Here is a 21,770-nt window from a genome sequence, read left to right on the forward strand (position 1 = left end):
ATGACTCATTCTAATTTTCCAAAAGATTTTTTGTGGGGCGGGGCGCTTTCTGCCTGTCAGGCTGAAGGTGCTTATAATGTGGATGGCAAGAGCCTGACCATTCCAGAAGTGATGAAGTTTAACGAGAAGAACGACCGTAAGGTGACCAAGCAGATCAGGGTGAATTGGGAGATGATTGAAGAGGCCCGGAATGACCCGGATACAGTTAAATATCCAAAGCGTCGGGGGATCGACTTCTATCATAACTTCCGTGAGGATATCGCATTATTCGCCGAGATGGGCTTCAAAGTATTCCGTTATTCCATTTCATGGGCCAGAGTATTTCCAGGTGGCGATGATGCCGTTCCGAACGAAAAGGCACTAGAGTTCTATGATCAGGTTATTGATGAATGTCTGAAACAGGGTATGGAGCCCCTGATCACCATTAGCCACTTTGATACACCGATTGTACTGATGGACAAGTTCGGAGGATGGTACAACCGCAAGCTGATCGATCTGTATGTGAACTATTGTGATGTGCTGTTCAATCGCTACAAGGGCAAAGTGAAATATTGGGTGACGTTCAACGAGATCAACATGAGCGTGAAGGCATCGGCCAAGACGCTGGGAATCATTGATTATGATGCGCCGAATTATGAGGAAATGCTGTTCCAAGGGCTGCACCATCAATTTGTAGCTGCGTCCAGAGCAACCAAGATGGCTCATGAGATTGATCCGAATAACCAGATCGGAAGTATGGTGGCTTATTTTACAACGTATCCGTACACATGCAAGCCGGAGGATGCACTTCAGATGCAGCAGGATGATCAGATGAAAAATCAATTCTATCTGGATGTGCTCAATAAAGGCGAGTACCCTTACTATAGTAAAACGTACTTCAAAAACAAGGAGATTCAGTTGAACATCGAGGACGGCGATCTGGATAACATTCGCGCACATACGGCTGACTTCGTGGGGATGTCGTATTATAACTCCATGATTTCCAGTAGTGATACCGAACAACTTGAATTAACAGCCGGGAACGTACACAGTGTCTACAAAAACCCGCATTTGCCTGCAAACGAGTGGGGTTGGCAGATTGATCCCATTGGCCTGCGGTATACGCTGAATCTCGTCTATGATCGATATCAAAAACCGGTCTTCATTCTGGAGAACAGCTCAGGCTTCTACGACAAGCTGAATGAGGATGGAACGATCAACGATCCCTACCGGATTGATTTCCTGAGCAAACATATTGAACAGATGGGACTCGCCATTGCGGATGGCGTCGAAGTGTTGGGTTACACGATGTGGGGGCCGATCGACATGATCAGTTCAGGGACTTCCGAGATGAGCAAACGGTACGGATTTATCTACGTGGATCAGGATGACTATGGCAATGGTACGCTCGAAAGATATCGGAAGGATTCGTTCTTCTGGTATCAGAATGTGATCCGTACCAACGGAGCAGTACTGTAACAGGTCATGAATATTCTGGGCCGAATCAAAAAAATCCCTGGCGGCTTGCTGATTGTTCCTATGCTTGCCGCCGCGGTCATCAACACGTTGTTTCCATCGGTGTTTCAGATCGGAGATCCAACGACAGCACTATTCACATCGAAAGGTACCATGGTGCTGATTGGCATGATTTTGCTCGTGTCCGGTACACAGCTCAATCTGTCACAGCTTCTAGTGACCTTGAAGAGAGCAGGGGTACTCTGTATTTCACGTATTCTCATCAGCTGCCTGTTTGGCTGGGCATTTGTACACTTTTTTGGCATTAGTGGGGTTGGAGGCGTGTCTGCGGTAGCTTTCATTGCCGTTCTGACCAGTTGTAATCCGGGGTTATATCTGGCCTTGATGAACACGTACGGAGGTGATGTGGATCGTGCAGCGTTTGGCATTCTGAATCTGATTGCCGTTCCGGTTATTCCGGTCATGATATTGAATTCGGCAAGCGGTGTTGGTATCGATTACCTCAGTGTCCTTGCTACCCTGGTGCCCTTTATGATCGGCATACTTCTTGGTAACCTGGATCGCAACATACAGAAGATGTTCGCTCCGGGAACACTGATTCTGCTGCCTTTTCTGGGTACAAGCTTTGGGTCGAATATTGATCTGCGTATTGCATTTCAATCCAGTCTATCCGGTTTGCTGGTCACGGTGTTATTTTTGCTGATCTGCATGCTGCCGCTCATTGGAATTGATCGGAAGATATTAGGACGGCCCGGTTACGCAGCGGCTGCGACATGTTCGGTTGCCGGATTGTCTATGGTGGTGCCTTCAATGGCTGCCGAATTCAATCCGGCGTATGCGCCTTATGTGGACACAGCTATCGCTCAGATTGCATTTGCCGTGATTCTGACGTCGGTGATCGTGCCTTATATCGTGAAACGTCTGGCTGGAATAACAACGACAGAAGCTTCGATACGAGCCAATCAATAAAAAAACAGCATGTGTTCTGTCAGGTCATGACGGATCACATGCTGTTTTGCTTTGTACATCTATATGATCTCCTGAGGGAGGAGAGGAATGAATCGGTTTATATTACAGACCCAGCAGTTGTTTAACACTTTCAGCTACAGCTTTGCTGGATTGCGGATTCTGTCCTGTGACCACGCGGCCATCTGTTGTGACATAGGAGCTGAAGGCAGCCGCTTTATCGTATTGTGCAGCGCGTTCTCTCAAAGCATCTTCCAGCAGGAAAGGAACATACTCGGTTTGTTGAGCCAATGCTTCCTCTTCATTCGTGAAGCCGGAAACCGTTTTGTCGTTGATCAAAAGCAGGCCGTTGGACAGCTTCACGTTCAGCAGGGCTGTAACCCCGTGGCACACGCCGGATACAACGCCACCTTTTTCATAGATTTCACGAGAAAGCTCTTGAAGTTCGGCATTGTCCGGGAAATCCCACATCGTACCGTGACCGCCTGTGAAGTAGATTGCATCGTAGTCGCTCGCGTTTACTTCGCCAGGTTTCAACGTATTCTTCAATTGGTTCATGAATGTTTCGTTCTCGAAATAGGCTTTGGTGCTCTCATCCAGGGAGTCACCGAGACTTTTCGGATCAAGAGGTACGTTACCCCCTTTAGGGCTAACCAGATCGATCTGAACATTGTCATTATGGTCAAACTCTTCAATAAAGTGAGTTGCTTCGCTCAGCCACAAGCCGGTAGGTTCGTCCTTCGTTGCGTATTTATCTACATTTGTTAGAACAACCAGTATCTTTTTCATATAAAAACCTCCCGTAAAGTGTATAACATTCATTTATATTAAATATCACAAAATTAAATTGTGTAAAATATATTATTAAACATAACATAACCATGTTCTAAAGTAAAATCATGAACGTATCTTCGATCTCCATTGTTACTTTCAAGCGTAAGAGTAAAGAATAATCTAGTAGTAGTAAATATGCCCTTAAGAATGCACGTTTACTTATAATGCCCTGTTTAATTTACTCAATTTGTAAGCGGAGGTAGGCGTGTGTAAGGGATATCAAAATTATTTCAAATTTGATGTTAATTTGATTGAACAACTAGTTCTTTTGATTTAGAATGGCGGAAGATACCAACAAAAAACTGGTACATATTACATAGGGACTCGGAGGAACACAAATGAAACGTTCAGGTAAATTTTTCGCTTCAACAGCAGTTGCTGCTGTCGCTGCAGTCTCCATCGTCTCTTCAGCCTCAGCAAGTCCAATCTCCAACATCTCTAGCGTAACACCTATCGACATTAGCGGTATGGATATCGAAACGGCTCTGATGATGGTTCAGAGCGAACGCACCAAATTGTTGGATGCTCAACTGCAAACGCAAATTCAAGAGGTACAGAACCGTAATCAGCTGATCGCGGAGTTGAACTCTCAATTGCAGGTTGCCCAGCAAAACGGGGATGAAGCAGCTGTTCAGAAGCTGAAAGGTCAAATTGATGCTGCGAGCAATTCCCAACAGATGGACATGCTTCGACTGCAGTCCCTGTCCAACAAGCGTAATGAAGCGTTTGATGTAATGACAAACTTTATCAAAAAAATGCAGGAATCAAGATCATCCATCATCGGTAACATGCGTTAAGAACGGATGATTAACTGCAACAATAACAAAAGAGCGGAGCCGGAATTTTAATTCCGAAACTTCGCTCTTTTTGTGTTTCTCATTTCAATCCAAGTTAGCCCGACCAGTCACGACGCCGAGTGAACAGATCTTTCAGTTCGTCCGTTGACAATTCCGTAATCCAGTTCTCGGAGCTTGTGATGATGTTATCGCTAAGTTGTTGTTTGCTCTCCAACATCTCGTCGATCCGCTCCTCCAGTGTACCGAGAGAGATGAACTTATGCACCTGTACATCTTTGGTCTGACCCATCCGGTAAGCCCGGTCGGTGGCTTGATTCTCAACAGCAGGGTTCCACCAGCGGTCAAAGTGGAAGACATGATTGGCTGCGGTCAGATTCAATCCCACGCCGCCTGCCTTGATGGACAGAATGAAGACGGACGGCTGCTTGTCCTCAGGCAGTGTTCGGGATTGGAATTCCTCAATCATGCGATCCCTTGCCGTCTTGGAGGTGCCCCCGTGCAGATACAGCACAGGTTCCTGCAACTCCTGACGCAGCACCTGTTGCAGCATCTGTCCCATACCGATGTATTGGGTGAAGATCAGGCATCGCTCGCCCTCATCCCGCAATTCACGGACAAGCTCCATCAGTCGTTCCAGCTTCGCGGAACGGCTGATCAGCATCGCCATATCCTGCGGGCTGTACACATCATAAGAAGATGTTAATGTGCCGTCCTCGGGCAGTTCCTCCGGCAAAGCTTCTTTTGTCAGCAGCAGAGGGTGGTCACACAATTGTTTAAGCTGAGTTAGGGCCGACAGAATCGCACCTTTGCGTTTGATACCTTCCAGCTCTTTCATTTTATCCATCAGGGCCTGCACGGACTGGTCATATAATGCACTTTGTTCGCCCGTAAGGTGAATGTAAGTTTTCATCTCATTTTTGTCCGGCAGATCAAGCTGGATGTTCGGATCTTTTTTCTTACGGCGAAGCATGAACGGTTTCACGAGCTGCTGTAGATCCTGCATCCGCTGCTCATCCTTATCTTTCTCTATCGCACTGATAAAGCGAGTCTGGAATGCTCGGGCACTGCCCAGATATCCTGGATTGGTAAAATCATAGATCGACCACAGCTCGGACAACCGATTCTCGATTGGTGTGCCTGTCATGGCAATGCGGTGTTTTGCCGGGAAGCTGCGGACGGCCAGGGACTGTTTGGTCTGGGCGTTTTTGATATTCTGCGCTTCATCTAGACAGATGCACGCCCAAGTGTAATTCTGCAACATTTCCTGATCCAGTGTAGCCGTAGCAAAGGACGTGATGATGATGTCCACCTGTTCCGTCTGCTCCCGGAATTCTTCTCCGCTTAATCGGCGTGCCCCGTAATGCAGACTGACATTAATGGAGGGTGCGAAGCGGCTAATCTCCTTTTGCCAGTTGCCCAATACGGAAGTTGGACAGATCAGAAGTGCCGGAGCCTGTCCCGGCTTACGTGGTTCATGTTCTTTGATGTGTAATAGATACGTAATGAACTGTATGGTTTTCCCGAGACCCATATCATCGGCAAGACATGCCCCAAGGCCGAATCTGCGCAGGAAACCAAGCCATGCAAAACCTTCCTTCTGATACGATCGCAGCTCGGCATGAAGCCCTGTAGGAATGGGCAGCGAAGGCGCACCACCTTGTCCGCCTCCCAGTTGTGCAATGACCCGATTCAGGTGTTCGTTCAGCTCTACCTCCAGTCGAATGTTCTCATTAGCCTGCGGCTGTTCTTCCTCTTCGGCTTGTTGCCCTTCCTTCCATTTCTGGTTGCGATATTCCCGCTGTTCATTGTGCAACAGATGCAGGTGCAGAATATCCTGAAATGAGAGTCCTTGTTCCCGATCTACACCGCCCATGGCACGACGTATCTGTTCCAGCAGGTCGGGGTCGAGAGGAACCCATTCTCCACGGAAGCGAACCAATCGTTCATTACGGGCCACAAGATCGGCGAACTCATCTTCGCTGAGATCCGTGTCACCAATCGCAATGCGCCAGTCAAAATGAATAATTGAGTCCAGTCCGAAGAAGGACTGTCCCCGCTCACTGCCTTCCTCTGGCTTCACCTTGGCGCGTAGCTTAGGCTTCTTCTTCCGGGCTGCTTCCCACCAACCCGGGAGCAGGACTTGCCAACCCGCTGCCAGCAACCTGCCGCTATCCTGTGTAAGGAACTGCCAGGCTTCCTGATCTTCCAAAGGATCACTCAGCACATCCCGTCTGCCGCTAATAGAGCTTGCAAGACGCGGCAGATGTGCGCGAAGCTGATCCAGCCATCCGGCGGAGCGATCCAGAATGAACGGTGTCCATACTTCTGGCCATTCGCCTTCAAGTCTGCCGCGTGAATCCAGCATGACGGGCACCAAGATGGCGGCATCCAGCTTGTTCTGCAACACCAGTCGCAACCGCCAAGATGGCTCGTCCTCGTCCGGCTCCTGCAATTGCAGCATTGGTCTGAATGGTGCAGCATCCGCTTTCCAGCCAATGGATACGAGCCAGGACTGAGCATCCATTCCGGCTGTTTTGGGTAGAGTACCGCGCTCTGGGAACAACTGCGGGAATTCACGCCGCAGATCGGTCGCAGCTTCCTCGGAACTGTACCATCGTTGGAATACGAAGGCAGAGTATGTTGCTCCGAGCCCTTCGGCGTAGCTCTCGTCCGTCTGTTGAATCGCTTTGGTAAGCGATGCCCGATCCTGCTTTTTCAAGCTGTCCGGGTCCCAGGTCCACTGAAGTTGTCCTGTGCGATAGGCTTCAAAGCTGGGTACGTATTTGCGTTTCTCGACAGATGCTGCGAGTGCAGGAGCCAGTCGAATCAGATGTTCCGCTTGCTCATCCCACTTCCATTCAATATGAAGCAACGTGTGCATCTCGGCAAAGAAGGGAATGACTTCTTCTGCAGGGAGAACAACCAGCTCAATCTCTTCGATCTGCCGAACTTCCAATTCGGTACCGTAGAAGGAAGGCGCATGCCAAGCGAACAATCGCTGCTTAAGCGACTGTCCCGATACAAAGTGGTGTGTGTTGAGTGCTCCGTAAAACAAAGCATCGCCATATCCGGTTAAAGCGACGTGAACCTCAATCGTTTCAGTGTATGGATGAATTAAGCTCATGAGATCAGTTTACCTTTCCGAAGCTCTTCCTGCAGGGCACGCAGCCGACTGTTACGAACGGCGAGTGTGGTGATGAACTGCTCCCAGTGCGCTTCTTGCTTCAACTTTTTATAGATTTTGGACAGGCGTTTCAGCAGCTTCACCGCTGCCTTGTATCCGTCCCTGTTCTTATGTCCGATATAACGCTCCACCGCCTGATGATAGAAGGGGAGCAGCAGTTCAGGTGCATCTTTTTCAATCGGTTGCAGCACCGCTACGCGAAATTCGAGAGGCTCCGTCCCTGTACTTAGCTGAAAATCAATCCACCTGCGCCACTGACCACGAGAATGCATGGCATCCTCATAGGCTGGGCGAGAGTGGGGGAGCATGCTGACAAGCGTATCCCACATGCGGTTCTCTGTATCCGGCAGATGTTGAATGGCCGTGTCCCATAGATGCATGTAATCATTCAAAGGCGTGTTACGCCGATTCGCCAGCAGGGGACCAAGTTGTACCAACCAATCTCCGAGCCGCTTCCATTCAGCTGCATCTGCGAGCACGTGGAGAAAATGCAACAGATGCTCTGGCGGGATACCATAGGCCGAGCTTCCATGGATGAGTCGCTGCCATGCCTGATCGTCTTGCCCTACATGGAAGTACATCCAGCTCTGCGCGAGTACGAGGGGTAAAGGCAGGGATACGGCTTTGCTTGGTCTATCACTACTACTTCCATTACTCTGAGCGCTACCCAAGACACTCCCGCTGGACTGGGAAGGTGCCGAAGTCGCTGTTAGATTGCGCTCTATATCATTTAAGATGGCCTGTTCCGACACCAACATGTCCCGTGACCCTTGAAGCTCAGGCACGATCCAGTTCAACCACAGTTGTCGATAGATCGGAGTGAAGAACATCATGCTGGCTGTCTCAGGCATCATCTGTTTGCGTAAATAAGCTGAGGTTTCAGACAATCTGTTCCAAAGTTGCTCAAGCTTGTTTCCCTTTAGACCGGACAAGTCTAGCGGATGGCTAAAGATCCGTTCAATGTCTTTCAAAAGTGCATCAACCGCGAGCTGGGCAGGGTAGCTCATGTACACGGGGGTATGCGTAATTGAGTTACGAGCCGGCGGTACGCAGAATCGTATGAGGTGCAGCTGCACATGTAGTTCAAAAAGTTGGTCCATCGCCGCGGTCAGCCTTGGCTTAATGGCATATAATTCGTCCGTTGCTTCCTGCACGTAGGATGTGCTTGCTGTGCCGGTACCCAGCCGTCTCAGACAGGAGTGGAATAGCTCATGCCATTCCGAGATTTCGAGATCGGCAAGCTCTGTTGCACGCTCCTTGATCTGACTGTATTGGTTGCCCTGAATGTCCATATCCTGTTGTTCATCAGCTTCGGCGTAGCTGGATCGTCCTGCGGACATGGCCCCGACGGGTTTAGTCGTTTGTTTAAGCGCAGTACTGGAGTGTGCATTCACAATCGCATGTACAGGTCGCTCCAGGTGCTCGGCATAACTCATCAAGACAGCCGTCATATGTTTGCATACGGAACTCACCGGGCAGGTACAATGACTTGTAGACAGGGATTGCATGCTCAGGGTGACCTCATATTCTTCCGATCCTTGTACAACGGCCGAAATCCCTTGTTGCTCTGAATAGGTTAATGGTCCGACACGTTTCTGTTTATAATATTGGAATCCGCGCATGATCGTCAGGTTATTAAAATGCTCTGCAACCTGCCTGATCAACTGTTGCCACTGCGCATCATCCATCCTCATGTTATTCGGTATGTTCATCATTCCATCTCCTGGGGTAAACATAGGTTCAGTAATCACCACGTCGATGACGTGATGTTGTCAATTTGTTGTATCCATCATATCAGTTATGAGCCGATCCGTGCATGGGTTATAAGAATATGAAGTTCTTTTTGGACAAACATGAATTTAGATGAATACGCAGGTGCCGTGAGCGAGTGGCATGCATGATTGCCTCATATTGTGTATGCTTATCGTATGTATTCCTTTCAGGAACGATGCAGGCCGGGGAAACGGTCATATTACAAACAACAGGAGAGAGCATATGAAAATACTTACGTTAAACACACACGCTTGGGCGGAAGAGGATCAACTGAACAAGATCAGTCAGCTGGCTGATTTTATTAATACACATCAATTTGACGTAATCTCCATGCAGGAGGTTAACCAGTCCATGCAGGAAGCGGCGCTTTCTGAAGAAGAACTGAAGAGATATTATGCGATTGAATCGGATGCTGTGATTAAAAAAGACAACTACGCCTACGTCCTGCTTCAGCAGCTGACAGAGCAATATTACTGGACGTGGATTCCCGCACATGTCGGGTTCCAAAAATACGATGAAGGACTGGCCATCCTTAGCCGGACGCCGATTACGCAGGCTTTTGGAGAATACGTGTCCCACATGCGGGATTATAACAATTACCGTACACGCAAGATTGTGGGAATTCAGACGGTCGTCCAAGGTGAAGCAACCTGGTTTGTAAATGGACACTACAACTGGTGGGATGATGCGCAGGAACCTTTCAAGGGACAGTGGGAGTTGACGGAGAGCAAGCTTGCCCCTTACATGGATCAGCCGTTATATATTATGGGTGATTTCAACAATGTCGCGGAAGTGCGTGGAGAAGGCTATGACTATATGATGAGCAAAGGCTGGAATGACCTGTACACCACCGCATTGCAAAAGGATGAAGGAGCAACCGTGGTGAAGGCCATTGCCGGCTGGGCAGACAACAAACGCGATCTGCGAATCGACTATATTTTCTCCAATCGTCCCATTCAGGCCAAGTCTTCCACTGTGGTCTTGAACGGTAAAAACGGGCCGGTTGTGTCCGACCATTTTGGCGTTGCTGTAGAGATATAACAGCCGTGCGACTATAAATGGGATATCAACTCAAATACAAAACAAAGCCTCCGCTGACTTCCTGTTAAGGGAAGTGTAGCCGGAGGCTTTTCACATTCTACATCATTTTCTATGTACATTTCATAGCGTTCGTTATTCCTGCTGTGGAACTGGATGGTTATTCTAACGCCAGCATCTGATGTACGAACTTTTTCAGATTCTCGCTTGTCTCGCTAAGCTGTTCGATGCTTTCCATGAACTCGGATACAAGCTTGGCCTGATCCACCGTTGCGGTTGTAATCTGACCGATCTCCTGCTCCATATGTTTCATGGAATCCTGTACACTACCGAGGGAGGTTTCGATATCAGCCGCTGCTTGTTTCGTATGATCGGACAGTTTGCGTACTTCACTGGCAACCACACCGAATCCGGCTCCCTGATCGCCCACACGAGCTGCCTCGATCATGGCGTTCAGTCCAAGCAGATTGGTTTGTTCCGATACTTCACGAATGACGTTTGTTACTTTAGACACACTAACCGAGTTCTCTGAAGCTTTTTTGGAGTTGCGCAGAATCTCTTCCGAGGTCGCAGAGAGTTCTTCGGAATGTGCCGCAATCTGCTGAATGCCGCCGACGAGTGCATGAATGGTTGTTTCATTTTCACGGATCAGCGTCTCCAGTGTCATGTGACTATCCAGTGCGTAGTTCACACCCAATATGCCCACGACCTGATCGTTTTCCTTAATGGGAATTAGGATGGCGTCGAAAGGTCTGCCTTGCAGATCACCAGGCATGCGAGCCACGGTACGCGTATCCTTGTTGGTGAGCATTTTGAAATTTTTATAATCGTCATGCAGCTCATCTCCAACCTTCACGCCAATCTCCAGACTTTTTGCTTCGGAAAAATACAAAACTTTCTCATGATCATTAATGGATATGGATATGTCGTCACGGAACATTTGGCTAACAAAAGGCATAGCATTTACCAGAGATTCAAGAGTATTCAATGTTCATCTTTCCTTCCCGATACAAAAAGTGGAATTTTTTAGCCTACTATCTATATCGGCAACGTTTTCTATTTTTTTAAACGAATGTTCAAATATAAGTTCAACTAGCGAGACATAAAGTAGGACTTTGAATTTATTTGTAAGCGTAAACAAAAATCTATAGCCACCATAGAACATGTCAGTTATACTGGGATTATTAATCGGTGCCTGAGTAAACTAGAAGATATTAACGTTCAGGGCAAGGGCGTTCCTTACGAAGGTTAAGCGCTATATCTCTAGATCCTGTCACAGCAGAATATGGGTCTGAGCTGCTCGGGTGGACGTTTTATTTCGGATAAAATTTTATTTCAATGTGAGAGGGATGTGTGCGATCAATGACGACCTATTTCAGCGAACCGCAGAGCATGTATTACCGATTTGGAGAAGATCAGGATCAGGTGCTGAAGGTGCTGGCCGAGAGGTATATTGGGGCCAATGCGCAGGCTGATTTTGTATATCGGGTATTCCAGAAGTCTGGTATTTTGCAAAATGAGAAAGGGCTTTATGATCTGAATTTAGGTAAACGCTTTCCTGACGCGCCCAAAGATTATATATCCTACGCAGCTGCGCTGGTCTGGGGGGACGAGGACCGGAATCTGGATGTGTTGGTCCGCTGTTATGGACCTGTTCGCTTTTATTTCAATGAGCAGTTGGTCTATCGCTCTACCGTAATGGATGAGATCAGTCCTGATGCAACGGTGAAGCTCAGCATTGATATCAAGCCCGGTTGGAACACCATTTGGCTTGAAATGAAGAATACCCCTGCCGGATTTGGCTGCCAGTTTGGCTCAGATGAAGGTAAAGTGCGTATTCTGAACGTATTTGCGCCGTTTCAGGAGAGACAGGGACAAGCGGGTTGGGTGTTCTCCCAACCGAACCTTGCTGCGAGTAAGCAACCAGACCTGCTTGGAAAAGAAGCAGATTACAGTTTGAAATGGCTGCCTGAGACAGGCTGGTCTGATGAAGATAAAACCAAGCCTGCCCTCGAACGAATATACGGGCATCTTCCTGGAAGGCATGTGTATGCTTGGACACATCTGAACAATAACGATTCAACCGGGAGTCAGGTGCGATTGTCAGGTCAATCCTCCGGTTCTTTAAGTATATGGATTAGCGGCAAGCCTGTGGCGCAAGTGAAGGAAGCGGGTCCGTTCGAAGTGGATGTAACAGTCCCGTTTGGACGGAGTGACCTGCTTGTCCGAAGTGAATATGACGATAAGGCGGGACCTTGGCATTTTAATTTGAACGCAACCGTGTCGGGCAAGCCGCTCTCACTGGAACTTCCTCAGCGTGTGCACGGTGCTAATGGAGAGTCTTGGTTATATGTTGGACCTTTTGAGTCGGAGGTTGAACCGGACTTGGCGGATCTGACTCGAACGGACCGAGTGTATCAAACGGGGCAAAGACAGACATATTGGCGCTTAGATCGACCGGATGCTTGGATCAGACCTTATTATGAGAACGCGATGTTAAGCAACAAATGGACAGTGGGCAGTGTGACCAATTATGGTCGCTGGGATTATCCATTGGGTGTCACAGTATATGGTCTATTACGGACTGGGCGTTATTTGCAGAGACCGGACATTACACGTTATGCGGCTGAGCATGTGCAGGCATGTACCCAGATGTATGAGTACTCATTATGGGATCGGGAGCAGTATGGTTTCCCGGCTGTCAATCAACAATTGGTCATGCTGAAAATGCTGGATAACTGCGGTTCTTTTGGTTCGGCCATGCTGGAAGCGTATTCAGAGTGTCATGAACCAACGTTTCTTCCGATTGCTGAACGGATTGCAGATTTTATGCTCTCCCGCCTGGAACGGCAGGAAGATGGGGCATTTTATCGCACATGTGTAGGGGAGTATGCTGAGAATACCATGTGGGCAGATGACCTATATATGAGCACGCCGTTTCTCGTTCGTTATGCACGGGTGACAGGCAACTCCGCCGCATTGGATGAAGCCGCCAGACAATTTTCACTGTATCGGAAGTATCTCTTCATGCCTGAGTTCAAGATCATGTCCCATGTGTATGATTTCAAATACGGACAGGCAACGCAGATTCCATGGGGACGGGGGAATGGCTGGACACTGTTTTCCTTGACGGAAGTACTGGAAGCTTTGCCAACAGAGCATCCCGAGCGCCCGGCTCTAATTAATTTCTTCAACGAACTGTGTGAAGGGTATGCGGCCCTTCAAGGGGAAAGTGGGTTGTGGCATCAGGTGTTGAACGAACCGCAGACGTATGAAGAAGCCTCCTGCACGGCGATGTTTGCCTATGGTTTTGCGAGAGGTGTACGTTTTGGCTGGTTCAAAGACCCTGAAGTTTACGTCACGGCAGCCGAGCGAGCTTGGAGGGGACTCATCTGCAAAGCAATTGATCGTCAAGGGAATGTCCATGGCGTGTGCAGTGGATCACGATATGCGTTTACGGCAGAGTATTATGATCAGGACTTGCGTACCGTCACCAATGACAATCACGGAATAGGCATTATGATGCTGGCAGGGACCGAAGTGGCAAAAATGAAGAAACATCTGGCCGAGCACAGGGTGTCCTCACCTGCAATCTCACATTCCTGACAGACCATATCTATCTGAGACAGGAACATCACCGCCGGGAATGGTATTCCCGGTGGTTTTTGATTCCTTCAACTCCTTACTTTTTTGACAGGAAAGCTTACTTTTGTTTATGTCATGTCCAGCAATGGACCGATACAATAGTTTTTGTAAGCGATTCCATAGAAGTGAAAAGGGGAGGAAATTCATTTATGATGATCACGAAAAAGTGGGTAACCCTGTTCTGCCTGTCCCTGTTATTGTTCGCTACAGCCTGTTCGGGAGGAGCCACGGATAAGCCAGCTTCTTCTGGCGAAGCAAGTGGAAGTGAAGGAGACTCTTCAGGCAAGATTGAACTGCGCATGACCTGGTGGGGATCACAGACCAGGCATGATCTGACGACCAAAGTCATCCAACTATTTGAAGAGAAACATCCGGGAATCACCATTAAACCTGAATACTCTGGTTGGGATGGTTATTTTGACAAATTAACTACACAGGTAGCCGGTTCAAATGCACCAGATATCATCCAGATGGATTACGCATTTCTGACTGACTTTGCCCGCCGTGGGGCCTTGCTTGATCTGACCCCATTTGCAGAGAGCAAAGAGCTGCGAACAGAGGATCATGATCAGAGCATGATTACAGCCGGATCCATTGACGATAAATTATATGCGATTACCCTAGGAGTAAACGCACCAGGTGTCATTTATGACGCCACCGTATTTCAGGAATTAGGTATTGAAGAACCGCAAGAGAGCTGGACATGGAAGGATTTTGGGGATATGGCGACCAAGATTGCCGCAGCCAAAGGTGAGGGTTTCTATGGATCTGCAGACATTTCCGGTACAACCAACATGTTCGAAGTGTTTATCCGACAGTCCGGAAAAGGTTTGTTTGACGGTGGCACAATGACCGCTACCAGCGAAGAGCTTCAGCAATGGTTCGATATGTGGGGCGCACTACGTGAGAATGGTGGAGTTACCACAGCGGAGATCACGGCATCCACAACCAATGCACTGGAGACACGCCCGATCTCACTGGGTACAGCTGCCATGGATTTTGCATGGTCCAATCAATTGCTGACATTCCAGCAGGTGAACAAAAACCAGGATCATAAGCTTGGCATACAGGTGCTCCCGCATGGTGTTAACGAGCAGCAAATTGGCGAATACCTGAAACCAGGCCAGTTCCTCTCCGGTTATGGCAAAACCAAACATCCGAAGGAAGTTGCCATGTTCATTGATTTCATGGTCAATGATCCAGAAGCGACCGCTATTCTTGGTTCTGAACGTGGTGTGCCGGTTAACTCAAGCATTCGCGAGCAGATGCAGCCAACGCTGCCAGAAGCGGAACAAGTCATTTTCCAATTTATCGACACCGTATCGAAGCATTCCAGTGAGATCGATCCACCATACCCGCAAGGATTTGCTGAAGTGGACACAAGTTTCAAGAGCGCAAGTGAGCAGATTGCCTTCGGTCAAGGCAATACTCCAGATGTCATTGCCCAGTTTATTGAAGGAGCCAAGGCTACACTTGGATCAAGTCAATAACGATTGGAACTGTCTCAGACTTCTAATTCTGCGGGGAGGTTGCGAAGATGAACACATCACAGGTCAGTCAAGCCCGAATCGAGAGTGTAGCTACCCGGCGGGTCAAACGGAGATATGCGCATAATGGAGCCGCGCTTCTGTTCCTCGCACCATGGCTTGTCGGATTGTTATTTCTCACCTTGGGTCCGATGTTGGTATCGTTATACATCTCATTCACCGATTACAGCATCCTGGCCGCCCCTTCCTGGGTCGGTCTGGATAACTACACCACGATGTTTACATCGGATAAACTGTTTACCCAGTCGCTCAAAGTCACCTTCACGTATGTCGCTGTATCGGTACCGGTCAAGTTGATTTTCGCACTGCTGGTAGCCATGTTGCTCAATAAAGGGATTCGAGGGCTTGGTATTTATCGGACCGTGTATTACATTCCGACATTGCTTGGAGGTAGCGTTGCAATTGCAATGTTGTGGCGTAAAATGCTGGGCGGTGACGGGTTACTCAATAGTGTGCTTGCCATGGTGGGCATTAAGGCGCCTGATTGGGTTGCTAATCCGAAGTATGCCCTGTACTCCATCGTACTGTTATCCGTATGGCAATTTGGATCATCCATGATTATTTTCCTGGCAGGCTTGAAGCAGATTCCACCTGAATATGATGAAGCCTCAGCGGTAGATGGGGCAGGTCCTTTGCGGAGATTCTTCTATATCACGTTGCCGATTCTGTCACCCGTCATCTTTTTCAATCTCGTGATGCAACTGATTACGTCCTTTCAATCGTTCACACAGGCTTTTGTTATCAGTAATGGTAGCGGAGGACCAGTAAATTCAACCTTAATGTACTCTCTGTATCTGTACAAAAAAGGATTCTCTTTCTTTCAGATGGGCTATGCTTCCGCGATGGCCTGGGTGCTGGTCATCCTGATTGGCGTGTTTACATTGCTCGTATTCCGCAGCAGTAAGCTGTGGGTGCACTATGAGGATGGTGGGAAATCATGATTGGACAACGAAACTCTAAAGCATGGGTCGTCAGCAAACATGTGTTGATCTCAGGCATCGCCTTTGTCATGCTTTACCCAATCCTCTGGATGCTGGGCAGCTCATTCAAACCGGGACATATGATCTTTACAGAGACCTGGTTCTGGCCAAAGGAATGGAATTGGCAAAATTACATGAATGGCTGGTCTGGAATTCAGGGGAATCCATTCTCCCGGTTTCTGACCAACTCTGTCATCCTGTCGCTTGGCGCCGTACTGGGCAATGTCATCTCCTGCTCTATGGCGGCATATGCCTTCGCCCGACTGAATTTTCGCTTCAAAGCCATCTGCTTCGGCCTGATGCTCATGACGATTATGCTGCCGCATCATGTAACGCTGATCCCGCAGTATATTCTCTTCAACCACTTGGAGTGGGTGAATACGTATCTGCCGCTTGTGGTGCCAAAATGGCTCGCGACTGACGCCTTCTTCATTTTCCTCATGGTACAGTTCTTCCGGGGATTGCCCAAAGAGTTGGATGAGGCGGCTACCATTGATGGTTGCGGTCCTGTGAAAATTTACACCAAAATCATCATTCCACTTGCGTTTCCAGCACTGGTTACCACGATGATCTTTACGTTCTTGTGGACATGGGACGACTTCTTCAGTCAGTTGATCTACTTGAGTGATGTTAGCAAATACACCGTGCCGCTAGGTCTGCGTCTGTTCCTTGATTCGAGTTCTCAATCCGATTGGGGTCCGATGTTTGCCATGTCGGTGTTGTCATTGGTGCCATGTTTCATTGTATTTATCGTGTGTCAAAAGTACTTCGTGGAAGGAATCGCGACCTCTGGGCTCAAAGGGTAATTCCAAGACGAAACGAGTTGATTTTTCCATGGGGAAAGGAAGATGGTCTTCATTCATTAATCAAAAGCTGCAACAAAGCAAGCTCTCCACGTTGATGGTGACTTGCTTTATTGCGTTTAACCTGTTGCTCGTCTCCGTTGTGGTCTGGCTGGCATATCAGTCTTTCTCCGCGGTCACATTTGCCGAGATTAGCAAAGCACGTCTGGCTCTTCTGAATGAGAGCACACGTCGGGGATTTGATTTCATTACAGGGGTAACAGGAACCGCCTACGGTTTGGCAAGCAATCGGGAACTGTCCCATCTGCTCGAAACGGCCGATACGGGCAGACTTGCACAGATTCATCAGCGGAGAGAGGTCTCTCGAATCCTGGATCATACCATGGTCGTGAGTGAAGGCATCACCTCCATCGAACTGTATACGGATGTCTTTAATGAGGTGACAGTGACTATGGCTGATCGCATATTTCCGGTGGACACCATCGCACACGACTCTTGGTTTGCAGCGCTGGAAAAAGCTGATGCGGCATGGGTTCCGCTGCGTGAGAACGAATCGGGCCAATCCCTGGTCGGATACGCCCAACGGATTTTCGACAGTCATGGCGGAACGGTTGCCTATGTGCTCATTCGACTGAGTAGAGCGGACATTGTACGCAGGTTTGCCGATGTACCCATGGTGCTTGATGGAAAGGTCCTGTTGGTAGATACGGCTGGTAATGTCGTAATGGAGATGGGGAAAGCTGATCCAGCAGGGGAGAATGTACAATCCGATCATGCTGAAGGTGATGCATTGGAAGAACAGGAACGAGCGAATAGGAGTAATGAAGTGAGTACAGCTCCAGAAACGGGTGATGCCGTAAACGTATCATCTTCTATTATAGATAGTGCATGGATTCAGGAACATGTCCAGCCTGGCGCAGACGGATACGAAGTGATTTCCGATCAATCCGGAGGTGCCCAATTGGTGCTCTACTCCAGACCAGCCATGCTTCAGTGGCGCCTCGTACAGACTATTCCGGTATATACACTCTTATCTCCACTCAAACAGGCGGGCTGGCAGATTCTCGGCATTGCCATACTGGGACTATTATGCTCCGCTGTGCTTGCGTACCTGTTCGTAAGGCAGATCATCCGCCCACTGAGACAATTGATCAAGCGAATGAGACAACTGGAGAAAGGGGACTTCGATACCCGGGTGCACCTTTCGTTTACGGAGGAATATGCCCACTTGGCGTATGGATTTAATCATATGGCTTCACAACTCACAACGCTGATGGAACAGGTGAAGGAGGAGAGCCGGGCCAAGCGTGAAGCCCAGACGGGCTTGCTTGAGGCCCAGATCAAACCCCATTTTCTATACAATACCCTCGATATGATCCACTGGCGCGCACTCGATTATGAAGCCAAGGATATCAGCCGCATGATTGTGCAGCTCAGTAAGCTGTTACGGATCGGACTCAGTGGAGGGAGATTGTTTATTCGGGTTCGAGATGAGTTGGAGCATGCCCGCTGCTACGTTAACATACAGTCAGAGCGGCTACCGTTCTCCATTCAATATCAGGAGCAGATCGATCCACGTATTCGCGGTTGTTACATTCCCAAGATCATTCTGCAGCCCTTTATTGAAAATGCCGTTATGCACGGGCACCCTGAAGAAGGGACACTTCGAATTCAAGTGCATATGCATGAAGAGGTTGGCTCGCATGAGGATATCGTCATTCGTATTACGGATAATGGGCAAGGTTTGCCGGAGGGATGGAAACTCGAAGAGACATGTGGCATCGGTGTACGGAATGTGCATCAACGGATTCAGTTGTATTGTGGAAAGAGGTATGGCGTTCAACTGAGCAATAGAGATTCAGGTGGCGTTGAAGTGACCATTACGCTGCCGCGTATTGAGACCGACGAGCAATTAAATCTATGGCTGGACGGTGAAAAATGATGAAGACCATTATGCTTGTTGATGACGATCCTCATATTGTAAAGGCATTAACAGATCATATCGATTGGCCTTCACTGGGCCTCAGCATTGCTGGTACGGCTTCCAATGGCTTGGATGCGCTGGAGCTGTTTCACCGCATGCATCCGGATGTCGTTATGACTGACGTCTATCTACCGGGGATGACTGGGCTTGAGATCACGCAAACGTTGCGACGTGATCATCCCCACCTGCCGATCATCATTCTTAGTGGATATGACGAATTCGAGAACGCCCGGGCAGCCATGCGCTGGGGGGTGAATCACTTTTTGCTGAAGCCGGCGGAGGTTGAGGAGATTGAGTCTGTGTTGCGGGAGGTACTGTTGGAACAAGATGTGCGAGAGCGGCATGAGCGGCTGGAGCGGACGTATAAGCAGGAGGTTGGACGGGTACTTCCGTATTTGCGCAAACAATTTCTTCACGAACTGCTGACTACACGGTATCGGCCAGATGAACTGCCTAAAGAACGCATGGACTATATAGGCATTCATATGTCCTCACAGACACGCGCCATTAGTCTGCAGCTGAATCGCCCCGTATTTTTGACACGGATGAAAGAACGGGATTGGCAGCTTCTCCGCTATGGGGCGGCTGATATTATTCAGGAGACGCTGAAGGAGCAGGCGGTGCGAATGAATGGTCAGGTAGAGATTGTTGATTATTCGGATCAGGTATTTGTGTTACTTCTATTAGGAGATAAAGATCATCTGGAGGAATACCTGCCACTCATAGAGCGGATGATCGATCAGATCTTTACGTATCTGAAAATTGAAGTGAGTGCTGGAATCGGAAGATCCAAAAGTCACCCATGTGAGGCGATAGATTCTTATCTCGAGAGCAGGGAAGCGGTGGAAACAGCAGAGTTTCAGGGTGGAAGTCGTATCTACCACTACGAGGCATCTGAGGATACAGAAGCAAGTGTGACCGATTACTCATTATTGCTTCGTCAATGGAATGAGGCTTGGGCGGATATTCGACCTGATCTGGCGGAAGAGCTATGGCAGGACATTCACCTTTTGCTGAAAGAGGGGAACTGTGTTGGGATACAGGATGTACAGGTGGTGGCCGTCAGTCTGTTTGACACGTTGATTCATAGCTGGAACCGACTTCATCCCATGTTAACACCGCCACTGGCGATGAGTGATTTTTTGCGTGAAATTCAATCGAAGTATGCGTTGCATGATCTGGTAAGCTGGATGGACTGTATTATCTGCAACTGGTTAGAACAGATACGCAAGGAGATGGGCGAGAAAAAAAGCAATAAACTTATTGAGCAGGTGAAACAGTATGTGGAGCTGCATTACGCCGAAGAGATTAGTTTTGAAGCGATAGCCAAGGGACTATTCGTACATCCGAAGTATCTGAGTCAACTGTTCAAAAGGGTGACAGGCGAGAATTTCGTGAGTTATTTGAACGGGTACCGAATTCAGAGAGCGTTGGAACTGTTGCAGTCGGGTCATTACATGGTATATGAGGTGAGCGAGATGACGGGGTTCCGTAATGCGACGTATTTCAGCCAGGTGTTCAAAATGCTTACGGGCAAGAGTCCCTCTGAGGTGGGGTAGAACGATACAGGTAAAGTATATTAAATAAAGTGGAAGAGGCGGAATGGTTCTTATGATTATCGATCAGCAGGAATATTACATTAAAGGCTTATCTTACTCAATTCGATCGGCAGAGGAAAGAGATGCTGAGGCCTTGTCTTCACTTCGTGTACAAATGGACGGGGAAACCGAGAACATGGATCGTGAAGAGGGCGAGGCGTATATCGACGCAGCCGGGTTCAGGCGGATCATCCATATGGACACGGAGAAGTCACGGCATCTGTTCCTTGTTGCTGTAGTAGCGGGCGAGATTGTGGGGTACTCCCGATGTGAAGGCAGAGAGTTGAAGCGCTTTTGCCATATGGTTGAGTTCGGCGTGTGTGTAGCCAGAGAGTTCTGGGGACATGGGATTGGCAAGAACTTGTTAGTGCAGTCAATAGAATGGGCAGATCAGACTGGTATAGAGAAGATGACGTTGAACGTACTGGCATCCAATGAAAAAGCAATCGAGTTATACCAAAAGAGTGGCTTCGAGATCGAAGGCATCCTGAAAAAGGATCGGCGACACGCGGATGGACAGTATCATGACACGATAGTAATGGGGAGGTTCAAAGACTAATAGTAAAAAAGTGAAGATTACAATCCTATCATGTCTACAGCCCATGGAGTTCATTTACTAGATTCGGTATCCACATAATTGATAGTGTTATTGAATAGAGGTATTGTGTTTCATATTTTATAGAACGAATGTAATGATGCTGATTGATCTGTTCGCAACCTATATTGAGAGAGAGTCGACCAGTGAGTGTATATAGGATATAGTAAGAGGATAATGCCATCGGAAAAAGAGATTAAGAAAAGATTGAATCAAGTAAACCATTCGTTTGCTGATGGGATATTTTACAAGTAGTAATTGTGTTGTGTATATGATATATTCTATTTCCGGCCAAAAAAACACGAGAAACAAAGTGCCGCAGGCAAAACAAATAAGCTTCGAAAGAAATTTAAAAAAAGAGCTTGCAAAGTTGGTTCGGAAGTGTTATGATATAAAAGTTGCTGAGGAGAATAACGCTCGGCAAAAAACAAGTTTGATCTTTGAAAACTGAACAACGAGTGAGTAAACATTCTGCTTGCAGAATGAACGCGAAAGTTGGAAACAAGCCTTGGCTTGAATCGACTGGAGCACAAATGAGATTTTTAATCTCGTCAGATTCAAAATGAGCTTA

15 protein-coding genes are annotated in these 21,770 nt (G+C 48.1%); 11 read left to right on the forward strand and 4 right to left on the reverse strand.

The window, feature by feature from the left end; translation table 11 throughout:
• Entirely contained in the window at positions 1–1,458 is a 1,458-nt protein-coding gene (locus tag AB4111_RS28225; protein ID WP_442034436.1) for a glycoside hydrolase family 1 protein, read from the forward strand.
• Between the two features lie 6 nt (positions 1,459–1,464).
• Positions 1,465–2,424: a 2-keto-3-deoxygluconate permease gene (locus AB4111_RS28230; RefSeq protein ID WP_442034438.1), complete on the forward strand. Its 960-nt coding sequence runs from the start codon at positions 1,465–1,467 to the stop codon at positions 2,422–2,424.
• Between the two features lie 102 nt (positions 2,425–2,526).
• On the opposite strand, the gene AB4111_RS28235 is transcribed toward AB4111_RS28230, so the two are convergent.
• A complete protein-coding gene (locus AB4111_RS28235) occupies positions 2,527–3,210 on the reverse strand; it encodes a type 1 glutamine amidotransferase domain-containing protein (protein ID WP_442034440.1) in 684 nt (227 codons plus the stop codon).
• Between the two features lie 383 nt (positions 3,211–3,593).
• Here AB4111_RS28235 and AB4111_RS28240 point away from each other — a divergent pair, with 383 nt between their 5' ends.
• Complete coding sequence (locus AB4111_RS28240; protein WP_442034442.1) at positions 3,594–4,052, forward strand: hypothetical protein; 459 nt, start codon at positions 3,594–3,596, stop codon at positions 4,050–4,052.
• Positions 4,053–4,146: 94 nt separating this feature from the next.
• Here AB4111_RS28240 and AB4111_RS28245 read toward each other — a convergent pair whose 3' ends face one another.
• Positions 4,147–7,167, reverse strand: a complete 3,021-nt coding sequence (locus tag AB4111_RS28245; RefSeq protein ID WP_442034468.1) for a DEAD/DEAH box helicase — start codon at positions 7,165–7,167, stop codon at positions 4,147–4,149.
• A gap of 5 nt (positions 7,168–7,172) precedes the next feature.
• Positions 7,173–8,951, reverse strand: a complete 1,779-nt coding sequence (locus AB4111_RS28250) for an SWIM zinc finger family protein (protein WP_442034444.1) — start codon at positions 8,949–8,951, stop codon at positions 7,173–7,175.
• Positions 8,952–9,231: 280 nt separating this feature from the next.
• On the opposite strand from AB4111_RS28250, the gene AB4111_RS28255 reads away from it, so the two are divergent.
• Positions 9,232–10,050, forward strand: a complete 819-nt coding sequence (locus tag AB4111_RS28255) for an endonuclease/exonuclease/phosphatase family protein (protein WP_442034446.1) — start codon at positions 9,232–9,234, stop codon at positions 10,048–10,050.
• Between the two features lie 157 nt (positions 10,051–10,207).
• On the opposite strand, the gene AB4111_RS28260 is transcribed toward AB4111_RS28255, so the two are convergent.
• Entirely contained in the window at positions 10,208–11,035 is an 828-nt protein-coding gene (locus AB4111_RS28260; protein WP_442034448.1) for a methyl-accepting chemotaxis protein, read from the reverse strand.
• 374 nt (positions 11,036–11,409) lie between these two features.
• On the opposite strand from AB4111_RS28260, the gene AB4111_RS28265 reads away from it, so the two are divergent.
• The 7 genes from AB4111_RS28265 to AB4111_RS28295 all read left to right on the forward strand — a co-directional run bounded on the left by AB4111_RS28265 (position 11,410) and on the right by AB4111_RS28295 (position 21,163).
• Positions 11,410–13,653: a glycoside hydrolase family 88/105 protein gene (locus tag AB4111_RS28265; RefSeq protein WP_442034450.1), complete on the forward strand. Its 2,244-nt coding sequence runs from the start codon at positions 11,410–11,412 to the stop codon at positions 13,651–13,653.
• 188 nt (positions 13,654–13,841) lie between these two features.
• Positions 13,842–15,182 carry an ABC transporter substrate-binding protein gene (locus tag AB4111_RS28270; protein ID WP_442034451.1) on the forward strand — a complete coding sequence of 447 codons (1,341 nt, stop codon included), beginning with the start codon at positions 13,842–13,844 and terminating at the stop codon, positions 15,180–15,182.
• A gap of 47 nt (positions 15,183–15,229) precedes the next feature.
• On the forward strand, positions 15,230–16,180 hold the full coding sequence (locus tag AB4111_RS28275) for a carbohydrate ABC transporter permease (protein ID WP_442034452.1): 951 nt from the start codon (positions 15,230–15,232) through the stop codon (positions 16,178–16,180).
• The gene (locus AB4111_RS28280) at positions 16,177–17,025 is read left to right on the forward strand and encodes a carbohydrate ABC transporter permease (protein ID WP_442034453.1); all 849 of its coding nucleotides are present in this window, start codon (positions 16,177–16,179) and stop codon (positions 17,023–17,025) included. The genes AB4111_RS28275 and AB4111_RS28280 overlap by 4 nt, the downstream gene beginning before the upstream one ends.
• 28 nt (positions 17,026–17,053) lie before the next feature.
• Positions 17,054–18,964: a cache domain-containing sensor histidine kinase gene (locus tag AB4111_RS28285; RefSeq protein ID WP_442034454.1), complete on the forward strand. Its 1,911-nt coding sequence runs from the start codon at positions 17,054–17,056 to the stop codon at positions 18,962–18,964.
• Positions 18,961–20,565 carry a response regulator gene (locus AB4111_RS28290; protein WP_442034456.1) on the forward strand — a complete coding sequence of 535 codons (1,605 nt, stop codon included), beginning with the start codon at positions 18,961–18,963 and terminating at the stop codon, positions 20,563–20,565. Before AB4111_RS28285 ends, AB4111_RS28290 begins: the two co-directional genes overlap by 4 nt.
• A gap of 52 nt (positions 20,566–20,617) precedes the next feature.
• A complete protein-coding gene (locus tag AB4111_RS28295; protein ID WP_442034458.1) occupies positions 20,618–21,163 on the forward strand; it encodes a GNAT family N-acetyltransferase in 546 nt (181 codons plus the stop codon).
• The last annotated feature ends 607 nt before the right edge of the window (positions 21,164–21,770 follow it).

Source organism: Paenibacillus sp. 2KB_22 (assembly GCF_052115745.1).
Taxonomy (GTDB): domain Bacteria; phylum Bacillota; class Bacilli; order Paenibacillales; family Paenibacillaceae; genus Paenibacillus.